The following is a 24605-nucleotide window of genomic DNA, read 5'->3' as shown; positions in this document are numbered from 1 at the left end:
TTTAACGCCAGGGCATCAGGTTTTCGATCCACGTGATGCGCGTGAGGTCGTTGTAGATCACCGTCACCATCAGCGTCATCAGCAGGACGAAGCCCACGAACAGCATCTTCTCCTTCACCTGAAGGCTGAAGTCGCGGCGCGAGATCGTCTCGATGCCCATGATGAAGATGTGGCCGCCGTCGAGAATCGGGATTGGCAGCAGGTTGAGCAGGCCGAGGTTCAGGCTGATGCCGGCCATCAGCATGAGCAGTGAAATCCAGCCCTGCTGCGCGGACTCACCCGACAGTTGGGCAATGCCGACCGGCCCCATCAGCTGCTTGGGCGACGCTTCACCGGTGACCAGGTCGCGCAGCGTGGCCAGGATCTGGCCGGCCATCTCCCAGTTGCGCTCGAAGCTGAGGCCAATGGCTTCGATCGGGGTCGGCGTGAACGGAACCGTCGCGTTGCTCATGAACATGCCGATGCGCGGCGAGTCGCCTTCCATCCGCGGCGTCACGCTGATCGTCTGCTCGACGCCGTCGCGCCGGAGCCGGAACTCGACCGGCTCCCCCTTCTTGACGGTGATCGCCTCGATCACCATCGAGCTGAACACCATGCGCCGGTCATCGACGGCGAGGATCAGGTCGCCGGGCTTGAAGCCGGCCGCTTCAGCCGGTGAGCCCGCCTGCAGCGACTGGACGCTGGGGTTCACGTCTGGCAGCACGCCGATGGTGCCGACCTCGAACCGCGCGTTGCCGCGCGTCCGCAATTCGGTGAGATCGGGAGTGATCGTGAGCCGCTCTTCGCGGCCGTCCCGAATCACGACCGCTTCGATTTCGCGTTCCGGGCGAGCCGCGACCGCCATGTCGAGGTGTTCCCAGGTGCGAACGTCGGCGGAGCCCATCTTGATGATCGTGTCGCCGGGACGGATGCCCGCCCGGTCGGCCGGCGAACCTTCCTGCACCGCGCCGACGACGGCCGGCCGGTCGAGGTACGCCAGCACGTCGGCCCCCTGCATCAGGACAATGGCCAGCAGGACGACGGCCAGAATCAGGTTCATCGCCGGGCCGGCGATCAGGATCTGGAAGCGCTGCCACTTCGACTTCGACATGAACTCGTCGTCCGCGCCGGTCTTCGGATCGTCCGGGTTCTCCCCGGCCATCTTTACGTAGCCGCCGAGCGGGATGATGCTGATGCAGTACTCGGTATCGCCCCGCTGGAACTTGAGGATCTTCGGGCCAAAGCCGAGCGAGAACGTCAGGACCTTTACGCCGTTGTAGCGGGCAAGCAGGAAATGACCCAGCTCGTGTATGAACACGAGCACACCGAGCACGAACAGGAACGCCAATAACGTCGTCATTGCAAACTCGATTCTAACTCTCGCGCCGTTTCCGCGGCATGTTGCCGGGCCCAGGCGTCGACCCGCCGGACCTCGGCCAGTGTGGCAGCGGCCTCGGGAGTGTGGGCATTCATCGCTTGTTCGATCACCACCGGAATGCTGGTGAACGCCAGGCGGCCCTCTAAGAAGGACGATACGGCGACCTCGTTGGCCGCGTTCAACACGATCGGCAGGCTCCGCTCGGCCTCGAGAGCTCGGTAAGCCAGCCGCAAGCAAGGAAAGTCGTCCCAGCGAGGTTCCTGAAACTCCAGCGGCCCCACGGCGGTGAGGTCCAGGAACGGCACCGGCGCGTCCCAACGCTCCGGGTAAGCAAAGGCATACTGGATGGGCAGCCGCATGTCGGTGATGCCCATCTGCGCGATGATCGAGCCGTCCTTCAGCTCGACCATGGAGTGGACGATCGACTGCGGATGCACGACCACGCCGATCTGCGCCGCGGGGGCGCCGAACAGCCAGTGCGCCTCGATCACCTCGAGACCCTTGTTCATCAGCGTGGCCGAGTCGATGGTGATCTTCTGGCCCATCTGCCACGTGGGATGCTTCAGGGCGTCGGCCGCCGTGACGGTGGCCAGCGCCTCGCGCGAGCGGCCGCGGAACGGGCCGCCCGACGCCGTAAGAATGAGCCGGCGGAACGCCCCGGCTTCGCGGCCGTGCAGGCACTGATGAATCGCGTTGTGCTCGCTATCAACCGGCAACACCGACACGCCCTTGCGCCGCGCCGCGTCCATGACGATCCCGCCGGCCATGACCAGCACTTCCTTGTTAGCCAGGGCAATCGTCTTCCCCGCTTCGATCGCGGCCAGCACGGCGTCGAGCGCGGCCGTGCCAGACGAGGCACACAACACGACATCCACGTCGGGATGCGTTGCCAGCTCGATCAGGCCGTCGTTGCCGACGCCGCAGATCTCGGCAGGCGATCCGCCGAGCACGGCGCGCAGCTTGTCCATGGCGGCGCCGCTGGCCATGCCCACGGCGCGCGGACGGAACTCGAGCACCTGCTTCGCCATGAGGGCGACGTTAGTGGCGGCCGCGATGCCGACGACCTCGATGCGATCGGCATGCGTGCGCGCCACGTCCAACGCGCTAGTGCCGATCGATCCCGTTGAGCCGAGTATGGCGACGCGCGTCATGCGTTTAAAGGCAGCCGCAGATTCCACAGATTTCGCAGATGCACACTCGACCCGACGGCCGGGCATTGCCCGGCGTATGCGGCAGTGGTCAGGTCGCGATCGAAAGACCCTCGGTATGGCTGGGGCTCTTTCGATCGCGACCTGATCACTGCCGCGCCCGACCGCAGGTCGGGCCGGGTCGAGTCGGCACCGAAATGCGTTCGACGCGCGGGCAGGCATTGAATCTGTGTAATCGGCGTAATCTGTGGCCGCATTTTGATCACAGCGTACGCAGGAAGAAGTAAAACACCGGCGCGGCGAAGAGCAGGGCGTCGATACGATCCAGGATGCCGCCGTGGCCGGGGATCAGCGTGCCGCTGTCCTTGATGTTGGCGGCGCGCTTCAGCATCGACTCGAACAGGTCGCCGATGATGCCGGCAATCACGACGCCCACGCCGAGGGCCGCCAGCCACCACGCCGGGGCGATCGGCAGCCAGTACGAGCCCGCCACCGCCAGAAAGATCGGCGCGACGATGAAGCCGCCAATAGCGCCCTCGCGTGTCTTTTTCGGGCTGCGTAGCGGCGCCAGCGGCGTGCGGCCGAAGGTGCGGCCCGCGTAGTACTGTGCCGTGTCGCTCACCGCGACCGTGGCAATCAACAGCAGCACGGCTTCGCGTCCCGCAATGGCGTGGACTCCGACCAGCGAGCCGAGCGGCAGGCCGAGGTAGATGGGCGCCAGCACCGCGGCAGTCGTGTCGGCGAGCAGCGGCGTCCCGACGCGATCCGACACCAGCACATTGAAGGCGACCAGCAGCAGCGAAGCCGCGAGCACCGATTCGATGTCGACCCACTGGAACGGCACCATCGCACAGGCCAGCAACGTGGCGAGTAGCGCCGTCCAGAACGGCACCTTCGCGCCAATCGCATCGACGATCTTCTCGTATTCCGTGAAGGCCAGCGCCGCCACGGCCAGGGCCACGCCCAGCAAGACGATTGAGCTCGAGAACCAGATCAGCGCCAGGGCCACGGCGCCGAGGACGACACCGCTCAGGACACGGGTCATGCCGGGACTACTTCACTCCTGCAGCAACCGGCGGCGCAATGCCGCCGAAGCGGCGGTCGCGCTTCTGGTAGGCCAGCACGCCTTCGAGCAGGTGCCGGCAGCGGAAGTCGGGCCACAGCGTGTCGGTGACCCAGATTTCGGCGTAGGCAATCTGCCACAGCAGGAAATTGCTCACGCGCATCTCGCCGCTCGTGCGAATCAGCAGATCGGGATCGGGCTGGCCCGCCGTGTAGAGGAAACTCGCGAAGCGGTCCTCGTCGAGGTCCTGTGGGCCGAGACCCGAGGCCATGGCGCGCCGCGCGGCGTCGACGATCTCGGTGCGGCCGCCGTAGTTGAGCGCGATGTTGAACAGCATGCCGGTGTTGGTCGAGGTCTTCGCCTCGGCGGCGTACAGCTCTTCGAGCACGTCGGGCGCCAGCGCCTCGGTGCGGCCGATCACCTTGAAGCGGATGTTGTTGCGCAGCAGCGTCGACAACTCGAGCCGCAGGTAGCGCTTGAGCAGCATCATCAGGGTGCTGACCTCGGAGGCCGGCCGCTTCCAGTTCTCGACCGAGAACGCGTAGAGCGTCAGGACGTCGAGGCCCAGGCGGGCCGAGGTTTCGACGACGTCTCGGACCGAGTCGATGCCGGCACGGTGGCCTTCCACCCGCGGCAGGTGTCGCTGGCCAGCCCAGCGGCCGTTGCCGTCCATGATGATCGCGACGTGCCGCGGCAGGCGGTCCATCTCGACTTGGCGGGCCAGGGCCTCTTCAGCCCCGCCTTGCGGTATCCACTCCAACAATTGATCCAGGCTCATGGAGTCGGTCTTCGATAGTACAACGAAAACGCCGGCTCGGACGTGGTCCGAACCGGCGCTTGAGCTTGGTGCCAGAAGGTTGCCAGGAGGGCAGCACTTTAGTGCTGCCCCTGCCGCCCCTGTCTATTTACATCCCCGGCCAGGGTGGCACGCCCGACTTCGGAATCGCGCCTTCACCCTTGAGCGTGAACTTCTGCAGGCGCTTGCCGGTGTAGGTTTCGGTCGTGTAGATGTTGCCCTTCGAGTCGGTGGCAATGCTGTGCACGCCCAGGAACATGCCGGGCTGGCGGCCACCGTAGCCGAAGTTATAGAGCTCTTCCATCGACTGACGGTCGAACACGCGCACGTGCTCGTTCACGCCGTCAGCCATGTAGAGGTACTTCTGGGCGGGGTCCTTCGAGAAGGCCACGTCCCACACCGAGCCGTCGGCGCGGGTTTCCTTCGCCACGAACACTTCCTTCACGAACTTGCCTTCCCGCGTGAAGATCTGGAGGCGGTCGTTGGGACGGTCGCAGACATACACAAAGCCGTCGTTTGACATCTCGGCACAGTGCACCGGGGTGCGGAACTGCTTGGCCACCGGCGCGGCCGGGTCATACGGGCCAAGCGGCGCGTCATCGGGCGGCTCGCCGTAGGCGCCCCAGAACCGCTTGATCTTGCCGCTGTCGAGGTCGATCACCGCGACGCGCTTGTTGAAGTAGCCGTCGGCCACGTAGCCTTCGTTCGCCTTGGGATCGATGAAGATCTTAGCGACCCGGCCGAAGTTGTTCATGTCCATGCTGTTGGGCACGAACGTCGGCTTCGCGCCGGCCGCGCCTTCCTTCAGGCGGGCGTTCTTCTTGCCGTACTGCGCCACGAACTTGCCGTCGCGCGTGAACTTCAGGATGTGCGCGTCGGGACCGCCGTTGCCGCCGATCCACACGAAGCCCTTGTGGTCCACGACGATGCCGTGGTTGCTCTCGGGCCAGTCGTACGAATTATCCTTGGGCTGACCGCCCCAGCTGCCGACCAGGTTGCCGGCCGCGTCGAACTCGAGCACCGGCGGGGCCGGGTTGCAGCACTCGCCGACCCGCGGCGCGCCTTCCTTGACCACGGCGAGTTCCGTGCGATCGAGATTGCCCGGATCGTTGCCGCGGTGAATCACCCACACATGGTCATCGGCTGACACGCCAAGACCGATGGTCATGCCCATGACCCAGTTGTTGGGCATGGCCTTCGGCCAGAACGGATCGACTTCGAACCTCGGGGCCTGCTTGGCCTGGGCGGATGTGTTCTCGAGCAGGGCCTGGCCCGCACCGAGTGCGAGCAGAATCGCGACAAACGCCGCGCCGACATAAAGCTTGCTGTTTCTCTTAACCCGGTCCATCGTGGCTCCCCTCTCAAGAAGTGCCTGTCTTTGCGGGCGCCAGTATACTTGGGACCGATTACCGTGTCGAGCGCAACCAATCCCAGCAACTCATTGACTCGATTGGCCGTCGTGGCCCTGCTCCTGGTCTTGCTGGCGCCCCGCGCCGGCGCTCACGATGTGCCCAACGAGGTCACCGTGTTCGGCTTCGTCCGGCCCCAGGCCCAGACCCTGACCCTGTTGTTGCGGGTGCCCCTGAAGTCGCTCCGGGACTTGGACATCCCCACCTACACGAACGGCTTTCTGGACTTCAGCCGGGTCGATCGGGCCCTGACCGACGCCACCAACCTGTGGATTCGCGACTACGTCGAGATCTACGAGAACGGCCAGCGCCTGGCGTCGCCCGGGATCAGGGCGCTGCGGGTGTCGCTGCCCGGAGACCGATCGTTCGACGCCTACGACACCGCGCTCGAAAACATCCTGACCGGCCCTCGCCTCGGCCAGGAGACCCAGATCTACTGGGAGCAGGGCATGCTCGACGTCGCGCTCGACTACGCGATCGGCTCCGAGCAGTCGGACTTTGCCGTGCGCCCCGGGTTGTCGCGGCTGGGACTCCAGGTCAACGTCGTGCTCCGCTTCCAGCAACCCGGCAAGCCCGAGCGCGCGTTCGACATCCACGCCGACACCGGCATCGTCCACCTCGATCCGCGCTGGCACCAGGCGTTCTACCTGTTCGCCCGGGAGGGGTTCTTCCATATCCTCGACGGCACCGATCACCTGCTGTTCCTGTTGTGCCTGGTGATTCCGTTCCGCCATCTGCGCGGACTGGTGATTGTCGTCACGTCGTTCACGATCGCGCATTCCGTGACGCTGATCGCGTCGGCCTACGGCATGGCGCCCGATGGGCTGTGGTTTGCGCCGCTCATTGAAACGCTGATCGCGGTCTCGATCGTGTACATGGCGTTCGAGAACATCGTCGGCGCGCAACTCAGCCGCCGCTGGATGGTGACCTTCGGCTTCGGTCTCATCCATGGGTTTGGGTTCTCGTTCCTGTTGCGCGAGCGCATGCAGTTCGCGGGTGAGCACCTGGTCGCGTCACTGCTTGCCTTCAACGTCGGGGTCGAGATCGGCCAGGTGTTCGTGTTGATCCTCGCCGTGCCGCTGTTGACGCTGACGTTCCGCTACGTGGTCGCCGAACGGATCGGCACCATTCTGCTGTCGGCGCTCGTCGCGCACACAGCCTGGCACTGGGCCACCGAGCGCGGCAGCGTGCTGATTGGCTACCGCTGGCCGGAGTTCACCGCCGCCGACCTGTCACAGCTCTTGCGTCTGGCCATGGTGATCGTCGGCGCTGCGTTCGTGATGTGGCTGTTGTCGCTGTGGATGGGAAAACCGGCCGCCCCGGCACCCCAGGCACCTGAAGCACCCTAGGCACCATCAGTTCGCGGCAGGTTCGGCGCGAAACAGTTGGTAAGCGCCGCCGGGTTCTTCACGCGTTGCGTGGCGAACCAGGCGTCGGCGGTTTCGATCAGCCGCCGGCCTTCGTCTCCGCCTAGAAGTTCGCCGCGCCGCCGCCGGGTGCCGGCCAGATATCCGTTCATCTCCGCCTTCTCGAATCGTCGCTCCGCCGAGGCCAGTAGCGCCGTTGCGGTTGCGCGGTCTCCCCGCCAGGCTGACACCGTGCCGTCCAGCTGGTCCGCAAACGCATCAGCCCAAGCTGCGCGCTGCCGTCGGAGTGCGCGTACCACCTCGCTGGCCACCTTCAAGTATTGCGGCGCGCCGGTGGCGGCCATCATCGCGATCGCGGCACGGCCACGGAGTTGATAGGCGTCGATCCGCTGAGATTGAATCGACCGCATCAGCGTCTTCAGCAAGGTCGGCCATTCGGCCTGCAGCCGTTCCCAGCCGCTGCCGGGATCACCCACGTACAGGCTGGCCTGGACTCGTGAGTGCAACTGGAACTTCCGCGGCAGCGAATACCCGCGGGTCGACCAGCCGCTGACACCGTCGGCCTCCTCCCGCGCTCGCGAGGGTTCATCCGCCACCAGATAGCCGAGCGGCGCGTAGCGCGACCGCATGTAGGTGGAGGCGTAGAGATCGCCACGCTGCCGGGCGCCCTCGATAAAGCCCGGAAGACGGTCGAACAGTTCGACCCATCGGCCCACCCACATAAGACCTTCGAGCTGGAAGATGCGCGCAGTCTGCCGCTCCCAGACCTGGCCGGGCAGGTTCTCCACGGTTTCAAAGGCGCGATCGAGGAAGGCGAGGCTCTGGGCAAATTCGCCATTCAGCTTGGACGCCATTCCTGAGGCGACCAGGATGCGGCCGAGCGCGGGACGATTGTCGAGACGGGTCGCGAGCCCGATGGCGTCGTCGATGAGCCGGCTCGTGAACGCGCGAGTCTTGCTGCCCGAGATCGCGAAGTTGCAGATCTGGTTCGACATCGCCCAGGCGACCCGGTGCGGTTCGCCGACCCTGAGCGCCAGCAGTGTCTGGCGCACCTGAAGATCGAAGCCTTGCAACGGATCCGCCATGCCGAGCGGCCCACCCAACAACGTGCAGACATCCAGCCGCTGAAGTTCGGTCGCCGGCACGCTCGACTCGTGGCGTGACTTGAACTTGAAGCCCCGCACCCTGAGGAGCGCGCGCCTGGCCAGGACGCTCAGAATCAAGCCGTGGGGTGTGGTCGGCAGTTTCATGCCGACACGGCCGAGGACCCTGGCGGTCGCGTCGAGGCCGGCGTCGAGTGACCCGCCCATCAGAAATTGTTCCGCCGCCCGCAGTTCCCACCTGACCGCATCAGCCGGCGGCTGGCCTTCGGCGATCGCCAGGAACTCCACGCCGGCTTCGTGACCGCGGCCGGCATTGGCCAGGGCTTCGGCCAGCTGGGCACGCACGTTTCGCGCTTCGGCGACCGGCAGCACTCCCAGGCCGAGGATGAGGCGATAGCAGTACGCCGCGCGCTCGAAGGCCAGGCCGCGTTCGGCTTCGGCGGCGGCGCGAGCCGCGTAGTGCGCGGTTCGTTCGCGATCGCCGATCGCCTGGTAGTGCGTGGTCAGGGTGCCGGGATCGGCCCGGCCGTCGGCTTCCCAGGCCTGGACCAATGCGGTGTGGCAGCCGACCAGCTGCGCGTCGGTCAATCCGGCCAGCGTGACCTCGCGAATGCGATCGTGGTACGGCTCGAGTTCGAGGCGGTCGGCCGAGGTGTGACTCTTCACCAGGTGCTCGACGCGCAGCAAGTCGAGCGTCGTGTGATGCCGCTCTTCGGCGCCGGCCGCCAGCAGCACCACCTCGCGGGCCACCGGCCTGCCACTCACGGCGATCAGCCGCAGCAGCTGGCGGGCGTCGACCGGCAGGTTGCGAATGCGCTCGCGGATCACCGCGTCCAGCTCGACATGCTCGCCGCCGCTTTCGGCGTAGCGCACCAGCTCGTCGACGAAGAACGGGCTGCCGCCTGATTCGAGGGCAATGGCTTCGGCGCGGCGACGCTCCTCGACCGCGTCGGACCCCAGGCGCGACAGCGCCAGCTCCAGGGCCTCGGCCGCCGACAGCTCGCCCACTTCGAGCGTTTGCACGTCCTGTTCGCTGCCCAGTTCGGTGAAGGCCTGCAGCAGCGCGCGGACCACCGGGCTGGTGTCGCGCTCTTCGCTGCGGAAGGCGACGACCAGCAGCATGTGCGGCGGCGCCGGCGGCCGCAGCAGCTCGCGCAGCAGCCCGACGCTGTCGAGGTCGCCCCACTGGATGTCGTCGATGTAGACCAGTAACGGCGACTCGTCGGCGAGCGCGCCGAGCAGGCCGCGCAGGGCCACGAACGCCCGGCGCCGCATCTCGGTGGTGTCGGCATGGTCGTCGCTTCTAATCGGCGTCCTGGCGATGACCTCAACCTGGTGCAGCACCGGGAACAGCCGCGCCAGCGACTGGATGTCGCGAGGCAGCAACCGCGCCGCATCCACCTCGCTCAGGCCCTTCAGGTGACGCACGAGCGCATCGATCAGGCTGTCGACCGCCTTGTAGGGCATGGTCTCGCGCTCGTAACAGCGCCCCGCCAGGATCACCGGTTTGCGACGGCCGGGCAACGGCAGGTTCAGCTCGCGGATCAGCTCGGCCACGAGCACGCTCTTGCCCATGCCCGAGCGGCCTTGCACCATCACCGCCACGGCGCGGCCGCCTTGCGAGGCACGGAAGGCGTCGCGCAGCACGCCGAGGTGCCGCTCACGGCCGACCAGCCGGGTGTTGACGGCGGGCGCGGAGGCCATGGCTTGCGGCCGCGCCGATCGCAGCGTCCCGCCGAGCCTCCGCAGGATCTCGGCCACCCCCGGCCTGGCCGTGGGATCGCGCTTCAACAGGTCCATGCACAGGTCGTCGAGCTCGCGAGGCACCTGTGGCGCGATTGCCGATGGCGCCGGCGGATCGACCGACTGCTTGGCGGCCAGCAGTTCGAGCAACGGACCCGAGTGCGGCAGGCGTCCAGTCAGCGCCTGGTACATCACGACACCCACCGCGTACCAATCGGTGGCGTCGGACAGTGGCCGGCCCGCGGCCTGCTCCGGCGACATATACGCCGGCGTGCCCGACACCTGGAACGACGCCGTCACATCGACCGCGACGTTCTTCGCCAGGCCGAAATCAAGCAGCACCACTCGTCCGGCCGGGGTCACCATGACGTTGCCCGGCTTGACGTCCTGGTGGACGATGCCGTGCCGGTGGATGGCCGACAGTCCCTCGGTCAGTCCCCGGACCGCGTCGCGCAGCCGATCGATGTTCTCGGACCGCACCATCTGCGGCGCCATCGACGGGTGGAGCACCACTGGCGGCGGCGGGCCGGCCGCCCGCGCCGCCACCAGGTCGGCGCGGTCGATGGCCTCGGTCGGGCCGTCGCTCAGCCCGCGCGATGGTGTAATCGCGTCCTCGGCCAGGCGATCGGTCACGTTCCACACGTAGTCGAGAATGGTGCCGCCCTCGACGAACTCCATCGTGAAATACCACTGGCCGGCGTGCGACTGCAGTTCGTGCAGCGTGATCAGGTTCTCGTGGGCGATGTCGCTCAGCGACCGGAACTCCTGCTTGAAGCGGTACAGGCCCTTGGCATCGAGCCGATGCAGCATCTTCAGCGCCACGTTCGTCCCACGCTGGCGATCGAAGGCTTCGTAAACCACGCCGAAACCACCGGCGCCAATGCGGCGCCGCAACTCAAACCGGTCGCTTTCGAGCAACGGGCTTTCGGGAGGCAGCATTCGTTCCGCGTATGCTACAACCGTTCAGCTCAAGGAGTTCCCTGATGTGGCAGCGTCTCTCGTCTTCCCCGGGCACCATGAAAGAGCACTACACGGCAGTGGTCGTCGGTTCCGGTTACGGCGGGGGCATCGCCGCGTCGCGTCTCGCCAGGGCCGGGCAGGCGGTAGTGCCTGCTCGAGCGCGGTCCCGAAGGCCAGCCGGGCGAGTTCCCTGACACCATTGCCGAGGCCGCCGAGAACCTGCAGGTTGACGCGCCCCACGGCCACGTCGGATCGCGGAGCGCACAGTTCGATTTCCGGGTCAATCCCGACATCAACGTCGTCGCCGGATGGGCCTCAGGTGCATACCATGGCGGTACCCCTACCGGGACTCGACGACACGTTCGATGGCGTGGTCTACGCCGAGAAGCGTTCGTTCCTGCAGTTGTTCCTCGACCTGCTGAAACCCAACACCGCCCGCTTCAACAGCACCGTCGTCGTCGTCGAGTGCCACTTCACCGACTCGACGCCAGTGACGCTGATGCGCCGGCTGGCCTCCTGGTAAAGGCCGCGGCGGCGAAATCACGCTTCGTAAGAGACCTTCCACAACATCAACCCCTGCGGCGGCGCCGTCTGCCCCGCCTCTGCGCGGTCGCGCGAATCGATGATCCGGCGCATGTCGTCTGGCGCCAGTTGCCCCCGGCCAATGTCGACCAGGGTCCCGGCAATCGTCCGGACCATGTGCCGGAGGAACCCGGTCCCAGAAATCTCGAGACGAAGGAGCCGTCCATCGCGCTGCGGCGCGGAGGAGTCAAGCGGCGACACTGCGGTTGGCTGATCCGTGCCGGTGGCGATCTCGCGAAGCTCCGCTGACAGCACGCGGCGGACCGTGGTCTTGACGTCGCTGCCGCGGCCCTGGAACGCGGCGAAGTCCTGCTCCCCAACCAGCGCGCTCGTGGCGTGAACCATCCGCGGCAGATCCAGGACGTACGGCACGTGCCACACCACGTGGCGCATGAAGGGGTTGGGCACGCCGCCATTCCAGATGGCATAGCGATAGGTCTTGGTTTTCGCGAAAATTCGCGCGTCGAAGCGATCGAAGGTCTCCTCGATCGCGCGAATGCGGATGTCGCCGGCCTTCAATCGCGCATTGAGGGCCTTCAGCAACTCGTCGCAGGCGATCGGATGATCGATCGTGATACTCGCCACCTGCGCGGCGGCGTGCACGCCGGTGTCGGTGCGCCCCGCCGCGACCAGGGGGTTGTGCGCACCGACGATGACCGCAATCTCATCTTCCAGGACGGCCTGGATGCCTTGCGCGTTCGCCTGCCTCTGCCAACCGGCATAGGCCGAACCGTCGTACGCGATGGTCAGCTTGAGCGTGCGAGGCACAAGTTACTTGCTGCGCGAGCCGGGCTTTATGATGGGAAGGTCCTGCTTGCAGAGCGGGCAATCATCCGCCTGATACGTCGGCACGACCATGGGCAACAGCGCATGGAACGGCACGTCGAGTCCCTGCTTGCCGCCGCTGCGGTCGACCACCGCGCAGGCGCCGACGACCACCGCACCGGCCGCGCGGGCGACCTCCATCGTCTCGCGGGTGGATCCGCCAGTGGTCACCACGTCTTCCACGACCAGCACCTTCTCGCCGGGCTCGAGTGCGAAACCGCGGCGCAGCGAGAGGGCGCCGTCCTGGCGCTCGGCAAAGATGGCACGGACGCCCAGGGTGCGTCCTACTTCCTGGCCAATGACAATGCCGCCCAGGGCCGGCGACAGCACCGTCACGGCGCCTAGCGGGCGCACGAGGTTGCCCAGGGCTGCACCGAGCGCCTCGGCATCAGCGGGATGCTGCAGGACCAGGGCGCACTGGAGGTAGCCGGGGCTGTGCAGCCCCGAAGACAGGCGAAAGTGGCCGTCGTGCAGGGCGCCCGAGCGGCGGAACAGGGTCAGGAGGTCGGATTCGGTCATGAAAGGCTAGTATCTAGTATCTAGTATAACGACCAGCCCTCGCCGCCCTTGGCGCGCCGAAGCGCGGAGCGCGAAGGCGGCGAACCCTTCCCGGCCCTGCCACGTCTATGATGGAGGACGGACGTGTCGGCCGGCGGCACCGCTTTTGCTGCCCCTCATGGCCAGACCCGCGAATTACCTTCGATTGGAGTAGCAGTGTGATGCGTTTTGACCAGCGTTTTTGCGCCCGGGCTGTGGTTACCGCCGGCCTCGTGGCGACGATAGTGTCCGGTTTTGGGCTGTCGGCTGTCCACGCCCAGACAACGGCCACTACGCCTCCGGCGCAAGGCGGCCCGGTCCGGCGGATGAGCATCGACGATGCGGTGGCGACCGCGATCGAGCAGAACCTCGACCTGCAGGTCCAGCGCTACAACCCGCAGCTGCAGGACCTGTCGACCGACCAGTTCAAGGCGGCGTACTCGCCGAACTTTGTGTCGACGGTCAGCACGTCGGACTCGACACAGCCCTCTACCAACATCCTCTCGGGCGGCACCGCCAGTGGCATCACGACCGGCCAGTCGCTGTTCAATTTTGGGGTCGCTTCGCTCACCAACTGGGGGGGCGGCAGCTACGACGTCCGCTGGAACAACGGCCGCAATACCACCAACAACCAGTTCTCGACGTTCAACCCGCAGTTGAACTCGTCGCTCAGCGCGACCTACACCCAGCCGCTGTTGCGTAACTTCAAGATCGACGGCACCCGCCAGCAACTGCTGGTCAGCCAGAAGAACAAGGAGATCTCCGACGTCCAATTGCAGCAGTCGGTCTCGGTGACGGTGCGCAACGTGCGCAATGCCTACTACGACCTGACCTATGCGCTCGGCAATCTCGCCGTGCAGCGGCAATCACTCGACCTCGCGCAGCAGTCGCTCAAGGACAACCGGGCGCGCGTTGAAATTGGCACCATGGCGCCGCTCGACATCGTCCAGGCCGAAGCCGAAGTGGCGACGCGCGAGGAGTCGGTGATTCTCGCCGAGGCCGCCATCGACCGCGCCCAGGACACGCTGCGCGCGCTGGTCTTTAACCCGGACAGCGCCGACTTCTGGTCGGCGCGCATCGAACCGACCGAGACGGTGACCTTCCAGCCGACGACCGTCGACATCGAGGGCGCGGTCAAGAACGCCCTCGGGCAGCGGACCGACGTCGTTAACGCCCGAAAGAACCTCGAGATCAACGACGTCAACATCCGTTACTTCCGCAACCAGGCGTTGCCGGACGTGACCGCGTCGGTCAACTACAACGCCCGCGCCACCGGCGGTCTGCAGGTGAGCCGCGCCCGCGATCCGATCACCGGCCTTCCCACCGGCGACATCATCTCGAGCGTCGAGCAGAGCTACTTCAACACCCTCGGCAAGACCTTCTCGGGCGATTTCCCGGGCTGGACGCTGCAGGTCGACCTGGCCTACCCGATCGGCAAGTCGACGCAGGAGGCGCAGCTGGCACGGGCGCGGCTGCAGAACACGCAGGCCGAGCGGCAGATTCAGAGCCTCGAGCTCCAGGTCGCGACCCAGGTCCGCGAGTACGGCCGCCAGGTGCAGACCAACGCCAAGCGCGTGGACGCCACCCGGTCGTCGCGCGTGCTCGCCGAGCGCCGCCTCGAAGCGGAAGAGAAGAAATACCAGGCCGGCATGACCAGCAGCTTCTTCGTGCTGCAGGCCCAGCGCGACCTGAACGTCGCCCGCAACAGCGAACTGCTGGCCCTGATCGAATACGCCAAGTCGGTCGTGAACTACACCGCCGTCCAGGTGTCGCCCCTCTTCTAGCCCTTCTCCGATAGACTGTGGCCGTGCCCGTCACGGCCACAGTCATTACCCTCAACGAAGCCGCCAACCTGCGGGCCGCCCTCGAGTCCCTCTCGTGGGCCGACGAGATCATCGTCGTTGACAGCCAGAGCACCGATAACACCGTGGCCATCGCCCGGGAGTTCACCGACCAGGTGATCGTGCGGGAGTGGCCAGGCTACGTCGAACAAAAGAACTTCGCCGCGGCGCAGGCCAGCCACGACTGGATCTTCTCGCTCGATGCCGACGAACGCGTGTCACCGGCGCTGGCCGACGAGATCAAGGCCGTGCTGCAGCGCGGACCGGCCGCGCCAGGCTACCGCGTGCCGCGGGTGACATTTCACCTGGGTCGCTGGATTCGGTCCACCGATTGGTTTCCGGACTACCAGCTGCGCTTATATGACCGCCGGCGCGCCACGTGGACCGGCCGCCTGGTGCACGAATCGGTGAAAGCAGATGGCCCGGTGATCGACCTGAGGGGTGAGCTGCAGCACTACGCCTACCGCGACCTGGCGCATCACTTCCAGACCATGGACCGCTACACCTCGCTCGCCGCGCGGCAGATGTTCGAGGATGGCCGGCGCGCCGGCTGGTTCGATCTCGCCGTGCATCCGCCGGCGGCGTTTCTTCGCAACTACCTGCTCCGCGGCGGCTTCCGCGATGGAGTGCCCGGGCTGATCGTCTCGGCGATGAACGCGCGATACGTCGGCCTCAAATTCGCCAAACTCTGGGAACTGTGTTCTCCCTCCACATCGACACCGCGCGCTCGTGGCGCGGAGGACAGCAACAAGTCCTCCTGACCGTGCTTGGCCTGCGGGCCAGGGGCCATCGCGCGGTGCTGGTCGCGCACCCGGAGGGAGAGCTCTATCGACGCGCGGTGGAGGGGCCCGACCTGGTGCCGATTGCTTCGATGAACGAGGTTGACCTGGCGGCGGCGTGGAAGCTGTCGCGGGTGGTGCGGCAGTGGCAACCCGCCATTGTCCATGCCCATGATCCGCATGCGGTCGCCATGGCGGCGCTCGGCCTGTCGTATGGCGCGCCGGTGCCACGGCCGAAGATCGTCGCGTCGCGGCGGGTGGACTTCCACCTGCAGGGCAATGCGTTGTCGCAGTGGAAGTACCGGCAGGTAGACGGGTTCATCGCCGCCTCGGGTGCCATCCGCGACATTCTGGTCCACGACGGAGTTCCGGCCGGCCGCATCAGCGTCGTCCACGACGGCATCGACGTCGAGAAGATCGCGCGTCGCGAGGCGACCGATCTGCATGCGGAGTACTGGCTGCCGCACGGCGTCCCGGTCATCGTCAACGTCGGCGCGCTGGTCGCGCACAAGGGGCAGAAGTTCCTGATCGACGCCGTGCCCCTGGTCTTGCGCGAGGTGCCCGACGCGCGCCTGGTGATCTTCGGCGAAGGCGAGTTGCGGCCGGCGCTGGAGCGCCAGGTGAAGCACCTGTCGCTCGAAAAGCACGTGCTGCTACCGGGTTTCCGAGAAGACGTCCTGTCGTTGATGAAGTCGGCCGACCTTTTCGTGATGAGCTCGATCACCGAGGGGCTCGGCTCGGCAGTGCTCGACGCCATGGCGATGGCGCTGGCCGTAGTCGGCACGCGAGCCGGCGGCATCCCAGAGGCCGTTGTTCCGGGCGAGACCGGTGAACTCGTGGAACCAGGCGAGGCAAAACCGCTGGCGGCCGCGCTGGTGAAGCTGCTCAAGGATGCCGAGCTGCGACGAAGCTACGGAGAGGCCGGACGCCAGCGCGTCGCGGAGCAGTTCGACGTCGAACACCTCGTCTCCGGCACCCTCGCCGCCTACCGCCAGTTGGGTGCCCGCCAGTTGGGTGCCTGACCCCCATTTTCACAACATTGTGGGTTGGGGCCAGTCATCGGCCCGATCGCAGTTTCTTCGCAATCAGCTCGCCGTCCGTGTTGCGAGAATTGCACCCCCTCCGAGCCGAGGATGACGGATCCGGAGACGAATCATCGATCCTGGGTGGCCTCTACTTTGTAGGGCCATAGGACATGGCAAGGGGACGACGAATCCAGCTGAGGGGCGCGACTCACCACGTGATGTCGCGAGGAAACCGAAAGGGAATCATCTTTGAGGATGATCTCGATCGCCGAAGGTTCGTGGAGCTGCTAGGCGAGACAACAGAGCGTTACCGCTTGCGGTGTCAGTCGTATTGCTTGATGGGCAACCACTACCACGCAATCGTGGAGGTCCCAGAGGGTAACCTGTCTGACGCCATGAGATGGCTGAACGGCGTCTTCGCGCGAGAGTCGAATCGACGCCACCACCGCAGCGGCCATTTGCTGCAAGGGTGTTTCAAGTCGGTCTTCATCGGGGACGACGTGTATCTACGCACCGCGAATGTCTACGTCGTGATGAATCCCGTGCGGGCCGGTCTTGTCGACGATCCTGACGCGTGGGCTTGGAGCAGCCATCGTGCAACAGCGGGTCTCGTCACGCCTCCCGGCTGGCTGGATCTTGCCTGGCTCAACTGGGTCTTCGGAGGGCGATCAGTGAAGGCTGCACAACGACAATATCGAGAGTTCCTACGGACAAGCTCCGATGCCTCAGCGCCAGATGACAAACTCGCGTTTGGGGACCAGGCTCTCCGCGGGGTCATCCGCACTGAGATCGGCGAAAGCCAGCATCAGTGCCGGGTGCCTCGTGAATACAAGGCGCTCGGACGCCCGTCGCTCGGAGAACTATTTCCCCGTCCCCAACATAAGGCGCAGCGCAACACCCAGATTCTTCGCGCCCACGTCGTGCACGGATACCGGCTTGCGGAGATCGCCGCCTGCCTGTGTGGGCACCCGAATACCGTCAGCCAGGTCGTAAGGGCCCTGCGAACGCGAGGTTGACCGAGGTTGCTCCGTCCCCAATCCACAAATCTGTGGATTTGGGGGTCAGGCACCCAACAGGGCGGCACCCAACAGGGCGGCCAGCTCGGTGTGGCCTTTGTCGGTGGCCAGGTCGATGCTCGTCTTGCCGGCTTCGTTGGCCAGGCGCGGATTGGCGCCGTGCTCGAGCAGCAGCTCCGCCATCTCGCGGTTGCCGTTGGTGGCGGCCTCGTGCAGCGGGACGAAGCCCTGTTGCTGCGGGACGTTGGGATCCCCGCCGGCCTCGAGCACCGCGCGCAGGATGTCAAGGTTGCGGCTGGCAGCGGCGGCATGAACGGGCTGCACCTTGAACGGATTCTTCGCGGTGGCCCGCACATCGGCCCCGGCGGCGATCAGGACGCGGACGGCGTCGAGGTGCCCAAAGAACGCGGCCAGGCCGAGCGGATAAAACCCGTCCTGCGCGTAGGCCGAGGCCAGTCCCGGGGCGGCGGTCACAAGCGCGGTGATCTGGCCCACCAGGCCGAGCGCGCTGGCCTCGAAGATGTCGACCGGCGCGCCCATCTCGACCAGTGCCGCGGCCACGTCGCGCTTCCCGTGATAGGCCGCAATCAGGATGGCCGACACGCCATTGGCGTCGCGCGCGCCGGCCAACGCCGGCGTGGCGCCGACCAGGCGTCGAACTTCATCGACCTGCCCCTTCTTGATCGCATCGAACAAGGCCTCCATCGCGCTCCCTTTCTGCTACTTCGGTGGCGCGGCGAACGCCGCATCCAGCTGTAGCACCGCATCAAGCACCGTCTCGGCCACATCAACAAAGAATCCGCGATTGATCTTGTCGGCGGTGTCGGTTGGCTTGTGATAGTCGGCGTGGTCCTCGACGCCGAAGTACACGAACGGAATCTTCGCGGCGTTGAAGGGGCCGTGGTCCGACTGGTTGGTCCAATCATCGACGCCGCCCGCAATCGCCACCGGCTTGTCGTGGCCGAACAGCACGGTGATCGGGGCGCGCTTCGCGACCTGCTCGAGCGGCGCCTTCAGCTGCGGCCATGGGTGCGTCCCGGCAATGAAGATTTCCCGCTTGTCGCTGCGGCTCACCATGTCGAGGTTGACGTTGAGGACAATGCGCTCTTTGGGGAACGGCGGCGACGCGACAAACACCTTGGCGCCCTGCAGCCCCGCTTCTTCCGCGTCGAACGCGGCAAAGACCACGGTCCGGCGGAACGGCGTCTTGCGGCAATACTCCGCCACCGCCATCATCACCGCCACGCCCGACGCGTCGTCATCAGCACCGGGATAGATCACGCCGTCGCGCACCCCGAGATGATCGTAGTGAGCGGAGACGACGAAGATCGGGGCCTTGGGGTCGGTGCCCACGCATTGGCCGATCACGTTGGCGCCGCTGCCGTCGACGCGGCCCTTCGCGGTCATGCGCGTGTACGTGAAGGGGAACACGTAGCTGCCCGACACCGGCTGCAGGCCGATGTCCTTGAACCGATCCAGCACCCAGGCGCGCGCCGCGATCCCGCCTGGGGAACCGGCGGCCCGCCCCTCGAACTTCGGATCCGACAGCGTCGTCACCACCTCCATCAGCCGGTCGCTGTCGACGCGCAGGCTCGCCGCGCGGGCCTGCGTCGCCGGTCGCGATTCGCGCTGATCGTCAATGCGACTCGCCTCGAACCGACCCGCCACCTGGAACCAGATGACGCCGGTGGCGACAATGCTCAACACAATTATTCGGCGTGTTACTCTGCGTGTCTTCATAAGGGCCTGGTCATGACGCGATCGGTCTGCGGATCGGTCCCGAACAAGAATACGTGCTCGCCAACGTCGGCGAAACCACATTTACCGTAAAACGCGAGCGCCCGCGGGTTGCGCTCCCACACGCCGAGCCACAGGGTCTGGGCGCCGGCCTCGCCGGCCTCGGCCACCACGCGGTCCATCAACGCCTGCGCCACGCCTTTGCCGTGCCAGTCCTGATCCACGTAGAACCGCCATAACTCCATGGGCCGCGGGCCGGTGATGCATTCGGGCTCATCGCCCGTCCTCAGCTGCGCATAGGCGACGGCCCGATCGCCCTCTTCCACCAGCAGCGTGATCACGCGCGGGTCCGTCAACTCGGCGGTCTGCTGCTCGACGCCGTAGGCCCGTTGCAGGTGAAGGGCCATGTCGGTCGCATCGTTGGTGGACGCAAACGTGTCGAAGAAAGTGTCGCGCGCCAGGGCCGCCAGGGTCGGGGCATCCGCGGCTGTGCCACGGCGGATTGTCATGGACGGAATCGTAACCCAAGGGAACCCTGCCGCCGGTTTCTCCGTAACCGTGTCTAGCGCCACCAGGGTCTACAGCGGGAGAGGCACGCATGGGATTTTGGGAAGACATTCGCTTCGCGGCCCGACTGCTGGTCAAGGACAAGTGGTTCACGCTGGTCGCCGCCCTGGCGCTGGCCCTTGGCATTGGCGTGAACACCACGGTGTTCACGTTCGTGAACGCGGTGCTGATTCGCGGCCTGCCGATTGACGAGCCCGACAGCGTGATGGCCATGCGGTCGTTCGACCCGGTGCGCAATAACGAAATGGGCGTGTCGTACCTGGACTTCAGGGATTGGCGCGACACCACGCGCACGTTCGAATCGCTGGCCGCCTTCACGGGCACTGCCGCCAACGTCAGCGACGAAGGCCAGCTGCCCGAGCAATTCAACGGCACCTACCTGAGCGCCAGCTCCTTCTCGATCATGCGTCAGCGGCCCGCACTCGGCCGTGATTTTCTGCCCGAGGACGACCGGCCGGGCGCCGCCGCGGTCGTGCTGCTCGGCCACGGCATGTGGCAGAACCGCTACGGCAGCGCCCCCAACGTGATCGGCCGCACGATCCGGATCAACGACGTGCCGTCGGTGGTGATCGGGGTGATGCCGGAAGGATTCAAGTTCCCGCAGAATGCCGACCTCTGGCAGCCGCTGTCGGTGATCAATGGGCTGGAGCAGCAGAAGCGCAACTCGCGCGGCCTGTCGGTGTTCGGACGGCTCGCGGCGGGCGTGACCCGCGACCAGGCACAAGGCGAGCTCATCAACATTGGCCGCCAGCTGACCGCCGACTACCCCGACACCAACCAGGACGTGCAGCCGAAGGTGCTGACGTTCAACGAGTTCATGAACGGCGGGCCGATTCGGGCGGTGTTCCTGTCGCTGATGGGCGCGGTGGCGTTCGTGCTGCTGATCGCCTGCGCCAACGTCGCCAACCTGCTGCTGGCGCGATCGACGCAGCGCGGGCGGGAGATCTCGGTCCGCATCTCGCTCGGCGCCACGCGCTGGCGCGTGATCCGGCAACTGCTGATCGAAAGCGTCCTGCTCGCGACGATCAGCGGCGTGATCGGCCTGGCCATCTCGTTCGTCGGCATCCGGCTGTTCGACCAGGCCACCCAGGACGTCGGCCGGCCCTACTGGATCCAGTTCACGATGGACGGCAGCGTCTTCGCGTACCTGGCGGCGATCTGCCTCGGCACCGGCGTGCTGTTCGGCCTGGCCCCGGCGCTGCACATCTCGAAGACCGACGTGAACGAAGTGCTGAAAGAAGGCGGACGGTCGGGCACCGCCGGCGTCCGCGCCCGCCGCTGGACCGGCGCGCTGATCGTCGGCGAACTGGCGCTCACCGTCGTCTTGCTGGCCGGCGCCGCGTTCATGATGCGCAACTTCGTCACCATGTACAGCCTCGACCTGGGCATCGACACGTCGAAACTACTCGTGATGCGGCTGTCGCTGCCAGAGCGGAAGTACCCGGCGCTCGAGCAGCGCCTCGCGTTCTACCAGCAGATCGAAGAGCGCCTGAAGTCGAACAGCCGCATCGAGTCGGTCACGATCGCCAGCCACCCGCCCATGCAGGGCGGCTTCCTGCGTCGGCTCACGCTCGACGGCAAGCCGCTCGAACAGGGCCAGCAGGCGCCAAATGTGACCATGTTGACCGTGGATCCGCGCTACTTCGCAACCATTGGCGCGCCGCTCGTGCGCGGCCGCGGGCTCACCGACGAGGACGGGATGATTGGCCGCGAGGCCGCCATCATCAACCAGCGCTTCGCGCAGCTGCACTTCCCGAACGAGGATCCGATCGGCCGCCGCATCGTGCTCAGCATCGACCTGCAGGGCGGCGCCGCGCCGGCCGGCGGCATTCCCGTCTCGCTGGCGGCGACCATCGTCGGGATCGCCCCCAACGTCCGGCAACGTGACTTCCAGCTGCCGGATCCCGATCCGATTGCCTACCTGCCCTTCCGCACCGATCCGCGCGCCTTTATGACACTGCTGGTGCGCAGCCAGAGCGACCCGACGGCGATGGCGCCGATCCTGCGCGAGGAAGTCCGCGCCATTGACGCCGACCTGCCGCTCTTCGGCATCATGACAATGGACCGGTCGCTGGCGCAGGCGCGCTGGCCGTTCCGCGTCTTCGGGACGATGTTCGCGGTCTTTGCGTGCATCGCGTTAGCGTTGTCGGCAATCGGCCTCTATGCCGTGACCGCCTACTCCGTGACGCAGCGCACGCAGGAGGTCGGCGTGCGCATGGCCCTTGGCGCGCAGTCGAACCAGGTGACCTGGCTGTTCCTGCGCCAGTCGTTCGTGCAATTGGCAATCGGGCTTACCCTCGGGGTGGCCGGCGCGTACGGCGTGGGCCGGCTGTTCCAGAGCACGGAGTTGCTGGTCCAGACCACGGCCGGCGATCCGCTGACGATCGGCGGCATCGCGGTGCTGCTGGCGGTGGTCGCAGTCGCCGCCTGCGTCTGGCCGGCGCGGCGCGCCACCTTCCTCGACCCGCTGATCGCGCTGCGGCACGATTGACGGATTCAGAGGTCCGCCTGAAGCCGGACGCTACCGTCGCAGGAGCCGCGTCGCCTTGACCGCAAAGGTTCGGTTCTGCAGCAGCGGAAAGCCGGTGGCCGAGGTGTCGCGGCCGTCGCTGTAGACCACGAACAGCTCGCTGCCGCCAGTGTATTCCCACCGCAACCGCGCACTTGAACTCAGGGTCTGGGTGTCAACATTGAATTGGACCAGGCTGCTGATCAGCATCCGCGCGCTCGGCGTGATCGTGAAGCGCGAGCTTACCAGCCGGGCGGTGAAGTCGCCGTACGGCAGGCTGACCCAATTGAGTGCGACGCTCGGCTCCAGCGACAACTGTGGCACGACGCCCCAGCGCCCGCTGTACGACACCACCGACTTCGTGCCGCCATACAACGTGCCGGTGGCGGCCGACAACCGGCCCGACACCTTGCGCTGTTGCCCGAGCGTGTAACCCAGCCGCACCGTGCCATCGGTGTAGCCACCCGCGGGCACCACGACACCTGGCGCAATGACAAACGGGGCGGGCAGCAACTCGTACTCGCGCGACAGGTCGATGCTGGCCTGATCGCTCGACTGAAAGTCGATTCGAAACAAACCCGACACGTCGCGGCTTTGCAGGGTGGTCGCCGACGCATCGGTGACGTATTCCACACCACCCTGCCAGGTGTACTTGCGAACGAATGCGCTGGCGCGTGGCCGCGGACTGAAGCGCGCCTGGCCGAAGCTGCGCCGCACGTCGGTGCGCCTGACGTAACCGACCTCCGGGGCGAAGGTCTTGTCGATCAACATGTGCTCGGCGGACGCCCCATAGCGGTCGTCGGTGTAGTCGAAGCGGCCGCGATAGCTGGTGCCGGTCACGTTCCCACCAGTCCGGCCCGGCACGCTGGTCATGGCGTAATAGCTGGTCACGTTGATGCTCTTGAAGAACAACAGCGTGGCATCCGCGCCAAAGGTGTAGCTGGGCGCGCCGGTGCCGCCGATGGCCGGGCCACGCCGGGTCGCCATCACGCCCACGTTGCTGCGGCGCAACAGGTTGCGCTTTACGCGCAAGGCCGAAAAGTTGGTCGACACCGCCCGCGCCGACGGCTGGTCGTCGGTCTGGATGTTGAGGACGCCAATGCTGAAGGGGCCCTGGCGACCGGTCAGCCGGGCGCCGCCGAGCACGGGCACCGCCTGGCCCTGGCTGATCCCGATCTGGCGGCTGAAGAACAGCAGCGGCACGTCGCCGGGACTGTTGCCCGCCTGCACGCCGCCGAAGTCGAAGATGCCCTGCCCCTCGATGAAGAAGTCCCGCTTCTCGGGAAAGAAGACGCTGAATCTCGTGAGGTTGATCTGCTGGAGGTCCTCCTCCACCTGAGCAAAGTCCGTGCGATAGGTCGCGTCGAGAATCAGGCTGCGTGTCAGGCCGTACTTGAAGTCAAGTCCGGCGTTGAAGTCGCCGTCGTTGTCGAACGGCAGCGTCGCAGTCCGGTTGGTCGTAGACGTAGCGACCGCATACGGCTTGAATTCGATGTTCTTGGACTCCGCCGGCGTCTCGATGCCGACCACCGTCGCGGCCGACGCCATGCGGCTGACTCCCACCGTGCCGAGCGCCGCCGGCACGAGCGACAAATAGGAAAACTCGTTCTTCCATTTCACCAGGCGGCGCAGGTTGATGCCCCAGGTCTGTGGCCCGCTGCCACTGTAGCGCAACGACTTGAAGGGGATGGCCACCTCCATGGTCCAGCCGTGCTCGAAATGGCCGGTCTCGACGTACCAGATGCCGTTCCACGCCGAGTTCTGCTGGTCGTCGGTCACGGTCATGTCGCGCAACGCGCCGAGCGGATTGGTCTGGAACAGGTAGCCGTTGCGGCGATCGTGCAGCGGGTCGATCACGAACGTGAAGTTGTCGTTGCCGAGAATGTTGGCGTTGTCGCGGCGCAGCTCGTTGGCGATCTCCCGCTCTGGCTGCGAGTTCCAGTTCCTCGCGCTGATATACAGATTCACATCGTCAAACAGGATCCACGCCTCGGTCTTCTCGGTGGCCGGCTGGCCTTCTTGCGGTTCCTGCTGGATGAAGCCGGTGATTGACTCCACGTCGGCATAGACGCTTTCGTCGAGGCGGCCGTCGATCCGTAATGGCTCAGTGACGCGCACGGCGCGCACCGTCACGTGGTCGTTCGCCGTGCGACTGACAATGGCGGGTCCGGCGGCGGTCTGAGCGTCGGCGAACCGGGCGAGGCTCAGCAGTAAGACAACGAGAACGAGGGGCATACCTCG

General features: G+C 66.2%; 19 protein-coding genes and 1 pseudogene. 8 read left to right on the top strand and 12 right to left on the bottom strand.

What is annotated here, in order from left to right; translation table 11 throughout:
• Position 1 precedes the first annotated feature (1 nt).
• The 5 genes from rseP to Q8T13_02005 all read right to left on the bottom strand — a co-directional run bounded on the left by rseP (position 2) and on the right by Q8T13_02005 (position 5712).
• The gene (gene rseP / locus Q8T13_02025; GenBank protein MDP3716525.1) at positions 2-1339 is read right to left on the bottom strand and encodes an RIP metalloprotease RseP; all 1338 of its coding nucleotides are present in this window, start codon (positions 1337-1339) and stop codon (positions 2-4) included.
• Positions 1336-2508 (bottom strand): 1-deoxy-D-xylulose-5-phosphate reductoisomerase, encoded by a 1173-nt coding sequence (locus Q8T13_02020; GenBank protein MDP3716524.1) that lies wholly within the window; start codon positions 2506-2508, stop codon positions 1336-1338. The genes rseP and Q8T13_02020 overlap by 4 nt, the downstream gene beginning before the upstream one ends.
• A gap of 259 nt (positions 2509-2767) precedes the next feature.
• Positions 2768-3550 carry a phosphatidate cytidylyltransferase gene (locus Q8T13_02015; GenBank protein MDP3716523.1) on the bottom strand — a complete coding sequence of 261 codons (783 nt, stop codon included), beginning with the start codon at positions 3548-3550 and terminating at the stop codon, positions 2768-2770.
• A gap of 7 nt (positions 3551-3557) precedes the next feature.
• Positions 3558-4346, bottom strand: a complete 789-nt coding sequence (locus Q8T13_02010) for an isoprenyl transferase (GenBank protein MDP3716522.1) — start codon at positions 4344-4346, stop codon at positions 3558-3560.
• Between the two features lie 127 nt (positions 4347-4473).
• On the bottom strand, positions 4474-5712 hold the full coding sequence (locus tag Q8T13_02005) for a hypothetical protein (protein ID MDP3716521.1): 1239 nt from the start codon (positions 5710-5712) through the stop codon (positions 4474-4476).
• Between the two features lie 111 nt (positions 5713-5823).
• Here Q8T13_02005 and Q8T13_02000 point away from each other — a divergent pair, with 111 nt between their 5' ends.
• Positions 5824-7122 (top strand): HupE/UreJ family protein, encoded by a 1299-nt coding sequence (locus tag Q8T13_02000; GenBank protein ID MDP3716520.1) that lies wholly within the window; start codon positions 5824-5826, stop codon positions 7120-7122.
• On the opposite strand, the gene Q8T13_01995 is transcribed toward Q8T13_02000, so the two are convergent.
• Complete coding sequence (locus tag Q8T13_01995) at positions 7119-10925, bottom strand: protein kinase (GenBank protein MDP3716519.1); 3807 nt, start codon at positions 10923-10925, stop codon at positions 7119-7121. The genes Q8T13_02000 and Q8T13_01995 overlap by 4 nt on opposite strands.
• A gap of 44 nt (positions 10926-10969) precedes the next feature.
• On the opposite strand from Q8T13_01995, the pseudogene Q8T13_01990 reads away from it, so the two are divergent.
• Positions 10970-11144 (top strand): annotated as a pseudogene (locus Q8T13_01990) (FAD-binding protein).
• Positions 11145-11274: 130 nt separating this feature from the next.
• Positions 11275-11469, top strand: a complete 195-nt coding sequence (locus Q8T13_01985) for a hypothetical protein (GenBank protein MDP3716518.1) — start codon at positions 11275-11277, stop codon at positions 11467-11469.
• A gap of 17 nt (positions 11470-11486) precedes the next feature.
• On the opposite strand, the gene truA is transcribed toward Q8T13_01985, so the two are convergent.
• On the bottom strand, positions 11487-12296 hold the full coding sequence (gene truA / locus Q8T13_01980; protein MDP3716517.1) for a tRNA pseudouridine(38-40) synthase TruA: 810 nt from the start codon (positions 12294-12296) through the stop codon (positions 11487-11489).
• A gap of 3 nt (positions 12297-12299) precedes the next feature.
• Complete coding sequence (pyrE, locus tag Q8T13_01975; GenBank protein ID MDP3716516.1) at positions 12300-12872, bottom strand: orotate phosphoribosyltransferase; 573 nt, start codon at positions 12870-12872, stop codon at positions 12300-12302.
• 344 nt (positions 12873-13216) lie between these two features.
• On the opposite strand from pyrE, the gene Q8T13_01970 reads away from it, so the two are divergent.
• The 4 genes from Q8T13_01970 (at position 13217) to Q8T13_01955 (ending at position 17551) form a co-directional block, all read left to right on the top strand.
• Complete coding sequence (locus Q8T13_01970) at positions 13217-14674, top strand: TolC family protein (protein ID MDP3716515.1); 1458 nt, start codon at positions 13217-13219, stop codon at positions 14672-14674.
• A 23-nt stretch (positions 14675-14697) separates the two neighbouring features.
• Complete coding sequence (locus Q8T13_01965) at positions 14698-15492, top strand: glycosyltransferase family 2 protein (GenBank protein ID MDP3716514.1); 795 nt, start codon at positions 14698-14700, stop codon at positions 15490-15492.
• Complete coding sequence (locus Q8T13_01960; GenBank protein MDP3716513.1) at positions 15429-16532, top strand: glycosyltransferase family 4 protein; 1104 nt, start codon at positions 15429-15431, stop codon at positions 16530-16532. Before Q8T13_01965 ends, Q8T13_01960 begins: the two co-directional genes overlap by 64 nt.
• Before the next feature lie 221 nt (positions 16533-16753).
• Positions 16754-17551: a transposase gene (locus tag Q8T13_01955; GenBank protein MDP3716512.1), complete on the top strand. Its 798-nt coding sequence runs from the start codon at positions 16754-16756 to the stop codon at positions 17549-17551.
• Between the two features lie 45 nt (positions 17552-17596).
• On the opposite strand, the gene Q8T13_01950 is transcribed toward Q8T13_01955, so the two are convergent.
• From Q8T13_01950 to Q8T13_01940, 3 genes are read right to left on the bottom strand one after another with little or no spacing between them, the layout of a single operon-like run.
• Positions 17597-18256, bottom strand: a complete 660-nt coding sequence (locus Q8T13_01950; protein MDP3716511.1) for an ankyrin repeat domain-containing protein — start codon at positions 18254-18256, stop codon at positions 17597-17599.
• A gap of 15 nt (positions 18257-18271) precedes the next feature.
• Positions 18272-19255: a M28 family peptidase gene (locus Q8T13_01945; protein MDP3716510.1), complete on the bottom strand. Its 984-nt coding sequence runs from the start codon at positions 19253-19255 to the stop codon at positions 18272-18274.
• 32 nt (positions 19256-19287) lie between these two features.
• Positions 19288-19797, bottom strand: a complete 510-nt coding sequence (locus Q8T13_01940; GenBank protein MDP3716509.1) for a GNAT family N-acetyltransferase — start codon at positions 19795-19797, stop codon at positions 19288-19290.
• Between the two features lie 89 nt (positions 19798-19886).
• Between Q8T13_01940 and Q8T13_01935 the strand changes: the two genes are divergently transcribed.
• Complete coding sequence (locus tag Q8T13_01935; GenBank protein ID MDP3716508.1) at positions 19887-22346, top strand: ABC transporter permease; 2460 nt, start codon at positions 19887-19889, stop codon at positions 22344-22346.
• A 30-nt stretch (positions 22347-22376) separates the two neighbouring features.
• Here the strand turns inward: Q8T13_01935 and Q8T13_01930 are convergent, their stop codons facing one another.
• Entirely contained in the window at positions 22377-24599 is a 2223-nt protein-coding gene (locus Q8T13_01930; GenBank protein ID MDP3716507.1) for a DUF5916 domain-containing protein, read from the bottom strand.
• Positions 24600-24605: the final 6 nt, after the last annotated feature.

It is taken from the genome of Acidobacteriota bacterium (assembly GCA_030697165.1).
Classification (GTDB): Bacteria; Acidobacteriota; Vicinamibacteria; order Vicinamibacterales; family UBA2999; genus 12-FULL-67-14b.
Note: the sequence above shows the minus strand (reverse complement) of the source record. Positions and strands in the feature narration are given on the sequence as shown.